Genomic DNA, 11,676 nt, shown 5'->3' on the forward strand with positions numbered 1-11,676 from the left:
CCAGTTGATGGATTCCGGCGCGCACGTTGACGAGATACCTCGGGAGCGCAGCGCCTCGGGGAGTCGCGTACCGCACACTGACGGCATGGACCACATCAGTCAGCCGAAGGCGGTGTCCTCGCAGCGGTTCCCGCCGCGGCCGGAGAGTGCGGGGCAGGCCCGGCGCTTCGTGCGGACTGCCTTGGCCGACCGCGCGCCGGACGCGGTGGAGACCGCCGAGCTGCTGGTCAGCGAGCTGATGACCAATGTGGTGCGGCACGCGCGCACGGAGGCCGAGGTGTCGGCCCGGGTGCTCGACCACCTGGTACGCGTCGGAGTCAGCGACGGCCGCCCGTGCCGCAGGCCGGTACCCGCGGGGGAGTCCGCCCCGTACGCCGGAGCGGGACAGGGACTGGCGGTCGTCGGGCACCTGGCCTCCCGGTACGGCGTCGATGTCGAAGACGCGCGCAAGACGGTGTGGTTCGAGCTGTGGCTCGACGGACGGCCGCCGCCGCCCTCCGACTGGCGGAGCGCCGCGCCGCCCTGCGGCCCGACCCGTACCGTGACGCTCGTCGACCTGCCCGGCACGCTGTACCTGGCGTCCCAGCACCACCGGCACGCACTGCTGCGGGAGCTGACGCTGGCCGCGTTCGCGGGTGCGGACACCGGAGTGGACCCGGAAGACCTCGCCGCCGCGCACGACGCGAACCACGCGATCAGCGCGGGCATGGCGGCAGCGCTGGACGGACAGCCGTCGGTGACCCACGTCCACTCCCTGAGCGTCACCCTGCCGGCGGGCGTCGCACGGGCGGTACGGATCCTGGGCCGGGTCCTCGACGCGGCCGAGGAGGCGGCCCGGGACGAGCGCCTGCTCACCTGGCCGTCGCTCCCCCAGAACCGCGCCTTCCGCCGCTGGCTGCTCGACCAGGTCACCGGCCAGCTCACCGGCGGGCCGCCCACCGCGTGGACCATGGTGCCCCGCGAGCCGAGCGCCAGCCCCTCGGAACTGGTGTCCTGGGACGCCAGCCAGGTATGGGCGAGCAGGGTGCCCACCATCGCGGCCGACGACACGAACCGGATCATCGTGGTGAACGGGCCGGCCGCCGACATGCTCGGCTGGCAGGAGGACGAGCTGGTCGGCCAACGGCTCACCGTACTGATCCCGGAGCACCTCAGGGACCGGCACGTGACGGCCTTCACCCGCCTGCTGCTCACCGGTCAGCCCCGCATCCTGGGCCGCTCGGTACCGCTCCCGGCGCTGCACCGGGACGGCAGGCTGGTCCCCGTCCGGCTGTTCATCCAGACCCAGGTGACGGCTGACGGCCGTACCGTCTACGTCGCCCAGCTCGCCCCCAGGACCGCCCCGCCCGTCCCCGCGCCACTGGCCGCCGGAGAGAGCGAGGCCGTCTCCCCGCAGCTGCCCGGCGGGCCGGAGCTGCCGGACGATCCGGAGCGCGTCACGGGCGCGGACGGTGACGAGCCCGACGGGCCGGCCCGGGAACGCCGGCTGCTGGCCGACATCGGGGAGTCGCTGAGCAGCACCCCGAACCTGGACGAAGGGCTCCAGCGGGTCTGCAAGATCCTGACGCAGCGGCTGGCCGACTGGTGCGTGGTGGACCTGCTCGACGAAGGCGAACTGCTGGAGCGGTTCTGCGTCGCGCACCACAGCTCCACGGAGCTGCCCGCCGAGGCGTACGCGGGCCGCCTCCCACCGGTGACCGGCGCGGCACGGGGGCCGCTGGCCCGGGTGCTGCGCGGCGCCGGACCGCTGCTGCTCACCGAGGGCCCGGAGCCCAGCCAGGTCAAGAGCCCGCTCGACGCCCACGACCGCGAACTGTTCGAACGGGTGGGGGCCAACAGCGCGGTCATCGCCCCGCTCCGGACCCGCGGGGCCGTCTTCGGCGCCCTCACGCTGATCCGCACCGACGGCGAACGGCCGTTCACCGAGGAGTCGCTGCCCCTGATCGGCGACCTCGTCCGCAGCCTCTCCCTGGGCGTGGAGCACGCCCGCCTCTACCAGGAGACCCGGCACATCGCCGAGCGCCTCCAGCGCTCCCTGCTGCCCGTACTGCCCGAGATCGCCCACCTGGACATGGCCGCCCGCTACGCGCCCTCCTCCACGACCGCGCAGATCGGCGGCGACTGGTACGACAGCTTCGTCGTCCCCGGCGACCGGACCGCCGTGGTCATCGGTGACGTCACCGGACACGACCTGGAGGCCGCCGTCGCCATGAGCCAGCTGCGCAGCATGCTGCGCGGGATCGCCATCGACCGCCAGGAACCGCCCGAGGAAGTGCTGCGCCGCCTGGACGTCGCGAACCACAGCCTGTCCGAGGAGGCCACCGCCACCTGCATCTACGGCCTGGTCACCGGCCCCGCGAGCGGGCCCTGGAAGCTCAACCACTCCTCCGCCGGGCACCTGCCGCCGCTGCTGACGACCAGAGAGGGGGACACGCGCTACCTCGACGCGGGCTCGGGCCTGCTGCTGGGCATGGAACCCGACATGCCCCGCCCGGGCGCCATCGACCCGATCCCGGCGCACGCGACCGTCCTGCTCTACACCGACGGCCTCATCGAACGCCGCGACGAGTCCCTCGACCACGCCATGGACCGGCTCCGCCGGCACGCCGCCGCCCTGGCGGACGAACCCCTCGACGTCTTCTGCGACGAACTGCTCATCGCGCTGAGCGCCGACAGCGCCGACGACATCGCCCTGCTGGCCTTCCGTCCCGTACCGCGCGACTGAAGGACGGCGCCCGCCTCACGGCGAGAAGTAGGTCCCGGGCGGCACCCCGACCACGCGCCGGAACGCCGCCACGAACGCGCTCGGCGACGCGTACCCGACCCGGCACGCCGCTGCCGCCACCGTCGCACCGCCCGCCAGCAGCGGCATCGCGCTCTGCAGACGCGCCCGGGTACGCCACTGGCCGAACGGCATCCCCGTCTCCGCGGCGAACGCGCGGGCCAGGGTCCGCGCGCTGGCCCCGACCTCCGCACCCCACTCGGCCAGGGTCCGGTCGTCCGTCGGACACGCGCGCAGGGCGTGCGCGACGCGGCGGGCCCGGTCGTCGCGGGGGAGGGGCGCCAGTACGGTCGCCACCGACACCGGCCGCAGCTGATCGAGCAGGACCGCTTCCGCACGTTCCCTGGCGTGCGCCGTCAGACTGTCGGCCGCCAGGTACCCGATCAACTCGCGCAGCAGGGGCGACACGCCGACGACGGTCGGTGCCGTCCAGCGCACCGGACAGCGGTCGGGCTCGTAGTACAGGCTGTGGCCCTCGACCGGACCGGAAGCCCCTGTCGCGTGCTCGACGCCGGCCGGTATCCACAGCGCCATGGTCGGCGGCAGGACCCAGGTGCTGCCCCGGGCACGTATGGCGACGACCCCCTTCTCCGCCCAGGCCAGTTGGTGCGACGTATGCCAGTGGCGCCCGTACCACTGGCCGTCGGCGACCACGAACGTGCCGACCACCACCGCCGCGTCCGGAAGCCTGTCGCCCGGTACGAGATGTCCGTACCGCGACAGGATGTGTCCCCCTACCTCGTGGTGGACGTCGTCCGCGCTTCTTAACATCGCCACATGGCCTCCATGAATCGCTTGCACCAGTGGATCTGCAGTTCCGAGAGGTGGGCGCGAGGGGTGGAGCGGAACCTGCTGCCCTGGGCCCTCGACGGAGTCGAACTCGGCACCGGAACCCTGGAGATCGGTCCCGGTTACGGTGCCACCACACGCGTCCTCGCGCGCCGCGCACCAGGCCACCTCAGTGTCCTCGAAGTCGACGCGGAGTACGCCAAGAAACTCCAGGACGACTACGGGGGGCGGGTCGAAGTCGTACACGGCGACGGGACGTCGATGCCGTTCCCCGACGGCGGTTTCGACACCGTCGTGTGCTTCACCATGCTGCACCATGTGCCGTCCCCCGACCAGCAGGACCGGCTCTTCGCCGAGGCCCGGCGGGTGCTGCGCCCCGGCGGCGTCTTCGCCGGCTGCGACGGCTGCGCGAGTACGGCCTTCCGCCTGCTGCACCTGGGCGACACCTATGTGCCCGTCCCGCCGGAGACCCTGCCGCGGCGGTTGCGTGCCGCCGGGTTCGGGTCGGCCGAAGTCACCCTCGGGAAAGGGAGGTTCCGCTTCCGAGCCGTACGGGAGTGAGCCGCGCCCGGCACGCGTACGCGGGTGGGGGAAGGGGCGGGGAGAGCGCGGTCATACGGTCCCCGATCACGGAACGGGGGTGGGGACCGTATGGCCACGCGCTGCCGAAGGCCAGGCCAGCAGCAGGTCAGGCAGGCAATCCGTCCGCGGTGGGAACGACGAGCCCGAACAGGTCGGTGACCGTGGTCAGGGCGGCGGTCCGGAGGGCGGCGGCCGGCAGGACGGTGCCGTCCGGCGCGGCGAGGGCGCGGGTGGCGGTGGTGTCGGCGACGACGGTGGGCCGGTATCCCAGGTTGAAGGCGCCCTGCGCGGTGGAGGCGACGCACATGTGCGTCATGAAGCCGGCCAGCACGAGATCCTTGCCGCTGCCCGGCCCGAAGCCCAGCTCGCTCAGGGTCTGCTCCAGCTCGGTCGCGTGGAAGGCGTTCGGGAACCGCTTGACCACGACCGGCTCCCCCGCGACGGGGGCGACCCGGTCGCTGATGGCACCGATGTCGGCGCGGATGTCGTACGGAGTCCCCTCGCCGCCGTCGTTGACGATGTGGACGACTGGGGCGCTCGCGGCACGGGCGCGCTCCAGCAGGCGGGCGGCCGCCCCGAGGGCCTGGTCGGCGCCGTCGAGGGCCATGACGCCGGTGCGGTAGGTGTTCTGGAAGTCGATCATGAGCAGGGCGGACTCGCTCAGCCGCGGCGGTCGGCCGTCCAGTCCGATCACGTCGCGCAGAGGCGTGGCGGGGGAGTGGGCGTTCATCGGGAACCTTTCGTCATGAAGCAGCAGAAAAGGAAAGGGAACGGCAGGGCGGGAACTTCCGCCTCGCTGTGCCGGGGGAGAAGAACGGATGGGTGTGCCGGTGGTGCGGCGGGTCAGCCGGTCCGGGTACGGAAGCGGCGGCGGTAGGCCGCCGGGGTGGTGGCGAGTTGCCTCCTGAACGCCCGGTGCAAGGTCTCCGCCGAGCCGAGTCCGGCGGCGGCCGCGACCTGGTCGAGCGGGCAGTCGGTGGTCTCCAGCAGGCGCCGGGCCAGTTCGGTACGGGCCGCTTCGACGTAAGCGGCGGGGCTGCTGCCCGTCTCCTGTTTGAAGACGCGGGCGAAGTGCCGTTCGCTCAGGCACATCCGGGCGGCCAGGGCCGGTGCGGACAGATCCGCGTCGAGATGGTCGGAGATCCACAGCCGTAGCTCGTCGATGTCCCGGCGCTCGGCGGCGGGACGGCTGAGCGGTACGGAGAACTGGCTCTGACCGCCCTGCCGTTTGAGGTACATCACCAGGTGGCGGGCGACCGCCAGGGCCGTCCGCTCGCCCAGGTCCTCGGCCACCAGGGCCAGCGCGAGATCCAGACAGGCACTGATCCCGGCCCCGGTCCACAGCCGGCCGCAGCCGGAACGGACGAAGATCGGGTCCGGGTCGACCACGACGTCCGGGTGGTCGGCGGCGAGCTGGGCGGCGGTCGACCAGTGGGTGGTCGCCGTCTTCCCGTCCAGCAGCCCGGCCGCGGCCAGCAGATGCGCGCCCACACACACCGACGCGACCCGCCGGGCGTACGGGGCGGTCTCCCGCACCCACGCCACGACAGCAGGATCGGTACGGGCCACCGGGCCGTCGTCGGTCATGTCGACCGCGCCCGGTACGACCAGGGTGTCCACCTGCTCGCCGACGTCCGCGAAGGCCACGTCGGCGAACAGCCGCACACCCGCCGACGTACGGACCGTGCCGGCGGCCGGCCCGGCGAGGCGCACCTGGTAGCCGGCGCGGCCTGCGGTCTCCCGGTTGGCCAGCGCGAAGACCTCGGCCGGGCCGGTGACGTCGAGAAGATCGACATCGGGGAAGACCGCGATGACGACACGGTGCGCAGTGGGCATGAAGCGATCCTCATCGCTGCCGTCGGCGACCGCAATGACGATTACCTGTCACATTCGGACACGGCCGTGCGGGCGGTCGCGCCATACGAGCGTGTACCGCCAGAACAGCCGACGGCGCGGGCGGGCGCCGGGCAGGACGCGGCGGGCCTCGCGGGCGATGGTGGCGAAGCCGGTGTCCGCGGGGCGGGTCAGGGCGGTCATCGCGACCGGCCGGGGTGCGGGCGAGGTACGGCCGCGGTGCTTGAGCCAGCCGGTGGCGGCGTTGAGCGGGGAGGACACGGCGGCGAGCAGGTGGTCCACGGGTGTCTGCTGACGGGCGAGCCCGACGATGACCAGGGTACCGCCGGGAGCCAGGTGGGCACGGAAGACGGCGAGCGCGTCGGCGAGCGGCAGGTGGTGGAGGACGGCGACGCAGGTGATGACGTCGTAGGAGCCGCCCGGGATGCCGGTGAGCGCGTCAGCGACCGTGAAGGTCACGGTGGCCGCGTTCGGGTTCGGGTTCGCGGGCGGAGTCAGCTCCCGCGCGCGGGCGACGATCACCGGGTCGGGGTCGATGCCGTGCACCCTGGCGGCCCGGGTGGCCAGCAGCCTGGCCAGGTCACCGCTGCCGGAGCCGACGTCCAGAGCGCTGTCGAAGCGCCGGGGAAGCTGCCGCAGGATCCACGGGTGGAAATGGGCGTTGTGGTCCCAGGGACGCGCGGCGTTGAACCGGTCGAGCGCCCGGAGGAGGCGGGGCAGCAGTGGCGTCATGCCGCCAGTCCATCAGACCGGGCCCGATGGCCACACCGGACGCCGCCAGGCCCCGGTCGTAGCCTGCTCAGGCCCCGCTCAGGCCCTGCTCAAGCCCGCCCGGGCACGGTCGGCGGCCCGTCACGCGCGGCTCCTCACACTCGGCCTGGTATGGGTGCCGCCCCGGCAGTGGAAGCTCTGCGCGCCGGCGTCGGTGATGCCGAAGGAGTAGCTGTGGTGGCTGTGCGGCGGGTAGACGTGGTCGTAGAAGTGCGCGTGCAAGGCCTTCACGGGGCGGTCGCCGTCGCGCCAGTACCGCACCCGGCCGTCGGCGGTGGTCATGCCGACATGGTGAAAGACGCGGTGGCGTCCCGGACCGGTGGGCCGCCGCCTCAGGCTCGCGCGCGCAAGGAGGGCGCGGTCGCGGCCCGGGAGACGCCGGTCCGCCACAGCGGGGAGTACGACAGCAGAAGCAGTGCGGCACCGAGCGGGATCAGGTCCTTGAAGGTGAAGGTGAGCAGGGAGGCGGCGAGGACGAGGACCGGCGCCCACGGCGCGAGGGTACGCAGGGCGGCCAGCCGGCCGGTGAGCAGCAGCTGGCCCACGAAGAAGAGCAGCGGGCCGACGGTGTAGAACGCGAGCTCGACGCCCGGTACGGACTGGAAGTCGCCCGTCAGCCCGGCCATCTCCGTATGGCTGTCCGCCATCAGTCCCGTCGTGATGTCGACGCTGAACTGCACCGCGAGCGCGACGACTCCCGCGCCGCCGATCCAGAACCCCGCCGACGACCACAGGTCGCTCCCCGCCGCCTTCCGCATGCCGGCGAATCCCTGAGCGAAGAAGACGAGGCCGACCAGAAAGCACAGGTGCCCCGCCGTCCAGGCGAGCCCCGGCCCCCTGACGCCGTCGAGCCCGTCGAGCAGACGGATCACACCGTAGGCGCCGAACAGAAGGGGGCCGGAGAGGAGCGAGCGCTGTGCTGTTGTCATCATGCGTCAAGGGTCGTGAAGGCCGGCCTCCCGTTCATCCGGGACATCCCTGGTAGTACCCCGAGGGCGGGCTGAGGGGTGGTCAGGGAGCCGGAGACATTTTTCCCGGGGCGGGGCGGGGACCACGGCATCCGGGTGGTCCCGCCCGTACCGGGTCAGCTCCAGGTCATCTTGATCTCCCGCTCGAAGTCGCGGTAACCGGCGCGCCGGAAGGCGTTCGCCATCGGGACGTTGCCGAGGTCGGTGGACGCGCGGACACGGGGTACGTGCTGCTCGGCGAGGACGCGGGTGCCCTCGGCGAGGACGGCGTCGACGTAGCCGTTGCCGCGGTGTGCGGGCAGGACCGCGAGGTAGGCGATGATCGGGTTGTAGGCGTTGCGGGCCGGGACGACGAAGCCCACCGGCTCGCCGCCGGGCAGGGTCGCGACGCGCCACCAGTCCCGGGGGCTCGGGTAGCGCGCCAACTCGTCCTCGTAGTGCCGGACGGCCGCTTCGCGCACGGACATCCGGGTCAGGTCGTCACGTCCGTGGGCGTCCAGCGTCCCGTCCAGGGCCGAGGCCATCAGGGCGACAAGTTCCTCGGCGTCGTGGACCGGCCGGAAAGCGAGGCGCTTCCCGGGCTCGGGGAGCGGCGATTCCGGACGCCATTCCAGGCGCAGCCGTTCGACGAAGAGCCGGGCACCGGTCCGTTCCAGTACGGCCATACGGTCTTCGACGGCTTGCCTGGTCGCCGGATCCGCGCGCCAGTGCGGCGGGACGAAACGGCTGTATTCGACGGGACTGCCGTCGGCGGGACGTGGCCCGCCCGGGAGGGTGGCGGCCATCGCGGTGCGCAGCAGCCGCACTCCGATGTCCACGTGGTCGCATTGCGCGTCACCGTCTTCGATGTCGACGATGTCCAGGACCTGCGGTGGGTCGCCGGCCGACCGGCACCACCAGGCCACCCTGGCCAGCAGGCGGTCACCGCGCAGGGCGACCCACATCCATTCCGGGCGCCGACGGCCGGCGGCGAGGTCGTCCGCCAGTTCGTCGTCGAGGACGTACGGCAGCCGGCGGAAGAGGGCGAGTTCGTCGCGCCCGGTGATCGGGCGCAGGGTCAGGTCGTTCGTGTCGTTCGTCTGCACGGTCGAGGCACGCTCCGGTGAAGGCGCTCGTCCGCTCCGGGGTCAGACGCGGTCCGTACTCCGGGAGGACAGCAGCGCGGTGATCATGGGGATCATGGGCTTTACCCCTCCTTTCGGTGTCGTGTCCCCGCACCCTTCATGGCGAGGTACAGCGGTACTGTCTATCCGGCCGACGCCCTGCCCGCAAGCACTTTTGATCGCCCTGGTGGCAGGCAGAGGCGGCTTGTCCCGGTCGCCGCGGTACGCCCCGAAGTCCCCTCGGCGCCCGAGGACAAGGAGCATGCATGCGCTTCACCGACCGCCGGCACGCGGGCCGGGCTCTCGCCCAGTGGCTGCGCGCGCCGACCGACACCGCGACCGGCCCGACCGGCTCGTCAGAAACGTTCGGCCCGTCCGCCTCGTCAGACATGTCCGGCACGACCGGCCCGTCCACCTCATCCGTCTCGTCCGAAGCACCAGACCCCGCGACATGGCCGTACGGCGCAACCGACCCGCTCGTCCTGGCCCTGCCGCGCGGCGGTGTGCCCGTGGCCGCCGCGGTCGCCGAGGAGTTCCGGGCGGACCTCGACGTGCTGGTGGCCCGCAAGATCGGCGTACCCGGTTCGCCCGAGACCGGCATCGGCGCCATCGCCGCCGAGGAACAGCCCGTCTTCGACCACCGGGCCCTGCGGTTCCTGGGCCTGGCCGAGGACGCGCTCGCCCCCTCCGTCGCACGCGAACGCGCCGAACTGCACCGGCGGGAGGACCTCTACCGCGAGGGCCGCCCCGAACCCCGCGTCACCGGGCGGACCGTACTCCTCGTGGACGACGGCCTGGCGACCGGCCTGACCGCCCTCGCGGCCCTGCGGCACCTGCGCCGTCGACAGCCCGCGCACTTGGCGCTCGCCGCACCGGTCGGTTCCCGCGACGCCGTCATGGAACTGTCCGGGGAGGCCGACCGTGTGCTCGTCCTGCACCAGCCGGACCACTTCCGTGCGGTCGGCGAGTGGTACGACGATTTTGGACAGGTCGGTGACGACGAGGTGATCGCCGTCCTCCGCGCCGCGTCCTCCGCGACGTGAAAGGTGCGGACCGTACCGCGAACCGAAAGGCAGCCACATGACCGCACCGCACTCTGCCGGCGGCATGCGCCGCGACACCCGCGACTGGTGGCGGCAGGCCGTCGTCTACCAGGTCTACCCGCGCAGTTTCGCCGACTCCGACGGCGACGGCGTCGGCGACCTGCCCGGCGTCACCTCCCGGCTCGGCCACCTCGCCGACCTGGGGGTGGACGCCGTCTGGCTCAGCCCCTTCTACCCTTCCCCACTCGCCGACGGCGGCTACGACGTCGCCGACTACCGTGACGTCGACCCGCGCCTGGGCACCCTCGCCGACTTCGACACGATGGTCGGCGAGGCACATCGGCTGGGCCTGAAGGTCATGGTCGACATCGTGCCCAATCACTCCTCGGATCAGCACCGCTGGTTCCAGGAGGCGCTCCGGTCCGCTCCCGGGTCCGCCGCGCGGGAACGGTACGTCTTCCGCGAGGGCACGGGCGAGCACGGCGCGCTGCCGCCCACCGACTGGGTCTCCTGCTTCGGCGGACCCGCCTGGACCCGGCTGCCCGACGGCTGGTGGTACCTCCACCTCTTCGCCCCGCAGCAGCCCGACTTCAACTGGGACCACCCCGAGGTGCGCGCCGAGTTCCGTACGACGCTGCGCTTCTGGGCCGACCGCGGGGTGGACGGCTTCCGCGTCGACGTGGCCCACGGCCTGGCCAAGGACCTGACCGCGCCGCTCCGCGACATCGGCAGCGTCGAGGCGTACGAACCGGACGACCTGCCCGAGGACGGCAGCCACCCCTTCTGGGACCGGGACGAGGTGCACGAGATCTTCCGTGACTGGCGCAAGGTCTTCAACGCGTACGACCCGCCGCGCATCGCGGTCGCCGAGGCCTGGGTGCGCAACTCCCGCCGCACCGCCTACGCCACCCCGCAAGAACTCGGCCAGGCCTTCAACTTCGACTTCCTCACGGCGTCCCTGCACGCCGGCGAGGTGCGCGCCTCCATCGACACCGCGCTCACCGACGCCCGCGCGGCCGGAGCCACCGCGACCTGGGTGCTCTCCAACCACGACGTGATCCGGCACGCCTCCCGGCACGGCCTGCCCGACGGCTGCGACGAGGAGGCGTGGCTGCTGTCCGACGGCCTGGCGCCCGCCCTCGACCGCGCGTACGGGCTGCGCCGGGCGCTCGCCGCCACCCTGCTGATGCTGGCGCTGCCCGGCTCGGCCTACGTCTACCAGGGTGAGGAACTCGGTCTGCCCGAGGTCGCCGACCTCGACCGCGCCGTCCTCCAGGACCCGGTGTGGACCCGTAGTCACGGCCGGTCGAAGGGCCGGGACGGCTGCCGGGTGCCGCTGCCCTGGCGGCGCGGCGGCAGCTCGTACGGCTTCGGCAGCGGCGGTTCCTGGTTGCCGCAGCCGTCGTACTGGGGCGAACTGTCCGTCGAGGCACAGGAAGGCCACCCCGCATCAACCCTGGAGCTGTACCGCGCCGCACTGTGCCTGCGCCGCGAACTGCTCGTCGACGAGGCCCTGGAGTGGGTCAGCGGGCCGGACGCGGTCGCCGGAGGGCTGCTGCATTTCCGCCGCTCGGGCGGCTGGCACTGTCTGACGAACCTGTCGGACAGCCCGCAGCCGCTGCCCGACGGCACGCTGCTGCTGTCCTCCGCGCCTGTCCCGGGCGACGCGCTGCCGCCGTGGACCACGGCCTGGCTCCGCGCGGCGTCGGACTGAGCGGGAGGAGGACGTCCCAGGCCCGGACGAGGGATGCGGGGGGCGGCCGTGTCCGCCGGCCCGCCACCGC

The 11,676-nt window shown here is 72.9% G+C and carries 11 protein-coding genes; 4 read left to right on the plus strand and 7 right to left on the minus strand.

Translation table 11 applies throughout. From position 1 onward, the window contains the following. Window positions 1–85: 85 nt before the first annotated feature. Complete coding sequence (locus JXZ78_RS11510) at window positions 86–2,725, plus strand: SpoIIE family protein phosphatase (RefSeq protein ID WP_238782884.1); 2,640 nt, start codon at window positions 86–88, stop codon at window positions 2,723–2,725. Window positions 2,726–2,740: 15 nt separating this feature from the next. On the opposite strand, the gene JXZ78_RS11515 is transcribed toward JXZ78_RS11510, so the two are convergent. Then, window positions 2,741–3,553 carry an AraC family transcriptional regulator gene (locus JXZ78_RS11515; protein WP_238782885.1) on the minus strand — a complete coding sequence of 271 codons (813 nt, stop codon included), beginning with the start codon at window positions 3,551–3,553 and terminating at the stop codon, window positions 2,741–2,743. Between the two features lie 6 nt (window positions 3,554–3,559). Here JXZ78_RS11515 and JXZ78_RS11520 point away from each other — a divergent pair, with 6 nt between their 5' ends. Then, window positions 3,560–4,132: a class I SAM-dependent methyltransferase gene (locus JXZ78_RS11520; protein WP_238782886.1), complete on the plus strand. Its 573-nt coding sequence runs from the start codon at window positions 3,560–3,562 to the stop codon at window positions 4,130–4,132. A gap of 127 nt (window positions 4,133–4,259) precedes the next feature. Here the strand turns inward: JXZ78_RS11520 and JXZ78_RS11525 are convergent, their stop codons facing one another. The 6 genes from JXZ78_RS11525 to JXZ78_RS11550 form a co-directional block, all read right to left on the minus strand. Further along, window positions 4,260–4,883, minus strand: a complete 624-nt coding sequence (locus tag JXZ78_RS11525) for a cysteine hydrolase family protein (protein ID WP_238782887.1) — start codon at window positions 4,881–4,883, stop codon at window positions 4,260–4,262. A gap of 113 nt (window positions 4,884–4,996) precedes the next feature. Next, window positions 4,997–5,989: a GlxA family transcriptional regulator gene (locus JXZ78_RS11530; protein WP_238782888.1), complete on the minus strand. Its 993-nt coding sequence runs from the start codon at window positions 5,987–5,989 to the stop codon at window positions 4,997–4,999. 48 nt (window positions 5,990–6,037) lie between these two features. Next, window positions 6,038–6,739 carry a class I SAM-dependent methyltransferase gene (locus JXZ78_RS11535; RefSeq protein WP_238782889.1) on the minus strand — a complete coding sequence of 234 codons (702 nt, stop codon included), beginning with the start codon at window positions 6,737–6,739 and terminating at the stop codon, window positions 6,038–6,040. A 120-nt stretch (window positions 6,740–6,859) separates the two neighbouring features. Then, window positions 6,860–7,060, minus strand: coding sequence for an AraC family ligand binding domain-containing protein (locus JXZ78_RS11540; RefSeq protein ID WP_308280999.1), 201 nt, complete (start codon window positions 7,058–7,060; stop codon window positions 6,860–6,862). Window positions 7,061–7,110: 50 nt separating this feature from the next. Then, window positions 7,111–7,710, minus strand: coding sequence for a hypothetical protein (locus JXZ78_RS11545; protein ID WP_238782890.1), 600 nt, complete (start codon window positions 7,708–7,710; stop codon window positions 7,111–7,113). Between the two features lie 152 nt (window positions 7,711–7,862). Beyond that, window positions 7,863–8,831 (minus strand): GNAT family N-acetyltransferase, encoded by a 969-nt coding sequence (locus JXZ78_RS11550; RefSeq protein WP_238782891.1) that lies wholly within the window; start codon window positions 8,829–8,831, stop codon window positions 7,863–7,865. A gap of 284 nt (window positions 8,832–9,115) precedes the next feature. Between JXZ78_RS11550 and JXZ78_RS11555 the strand changes: the two genes are divergently transcribed. Together JXZ78_RS11555 and JXZ78_RS11560 are read left to right on the plus strand one after the other, a co-directional pair. After that, window positions 9,116–9,892, plus strand: coding sequence for a phosphoribosyltransferase (locus JXZ78_RS11555; protein ID WP_238782892.1), 777 nt, complete (start codon window positions 9,116–9,118; stop codon window positions 9,890–9,892). Window positions 9,893–9,929: 37 nt separating this feature from the next. Beyond that, a complete protein-coding gene (locus tag JXZ78_RS11560) occupies window positions 9,930–11,606 on the plus strand; it encodes a glycoside hydrolase family 13 protein (protein ID WP_238782893.1) in 1,677 nt (558 codons plus the stop codon). Window positions 11,607–11,676 lie beyond the last annotated feature (70 nt).

The sequence above is a fragment of the Streptomyces monomycini genome (assembly GCF_022271435.1).
Lineage (GTDB): Bacteria > Actinomycetota > Actinomycetes > Streptomycetales > Streptomycetaceae > Streptomyces > Streptomyces monomycini.

Excerpts from the sequence above, each read along its gene's own strand:
- JXZ78_RS11560 (WP_238782893.1), top strand. The coding sequence starts at position 9,930 with ATGACCGCACCGCACTCTGCCGGCGGCATGCGCCGCGACACCCGCGAC.
- JXZ78_RS11540 (WP_308280999.1), bottom strand. The coding sequence starts at position 7,060 with ATGACCACCGCCGACGGCCGGGTGCGGTACTGGCGCGACGGCGACCGC.
- JXZ78_RS11525 (WP_238782887.1), bottom strand. The coding sequence starts at position 4,883 with ATGAACGCCCACTCCCCCGCCACGCCTCTGCGCGACGTGATCGGACTG.
- JXZ78_RS11530 (WP_238782888.1), bottom strand. The coding sequence starts at position 5,989 with ATGCCCACTGCGCACCGTGTCGTCATCGCGGTCTTCCCCGATGTCGAT.
- JXZ78_RS11555 (WP_238782892.1), top strand. The coding sequence starts at position 9,116 with ATGCGCTTCACCGACCGCCGGCACGCGGGCCGGGCTCTCGCCCAGTGG.
- JXZ78_RS11545 (WP_238782890.1), bottom strand. The coding sequence starts at position 7,710 with ATGATGACAACAGCACAGCGCTCGCTCCTCTCCGGCCCCCTTCTGTTC.
- JXZ78_RS11520 (WP_238782886.1), top strand. The coding sequence starts at position 3,560 with ATGGCCTCCATGAATCGCTTGCACCAGTGGATCTGCAGTTCCGAGAGG.
- JXZ78_RS11535 (WP_238782889.1), bottom strand. The coding sequence starts at position 6,739 with ATGACGCCACTGCTGCCCCGCCTCCTCCGGGCGCTCGACCGGTTCAAC.
- JXZ78_RS11515 (WP_238782885.1), bottom strand. The coding sequence starts at position 3,553 with ATGTTAAGAAGCGCGGACGACGTCCACCACGAGGTAGGGGGACACATC.
- JXZ78_RS11510 (WP_238782884.1), top strand. The coding sequence starts at position 86 with ATGGACCACATCAGTCAGCCGAAGGCGGTGTCCTCGCAGCGGTTCCCG.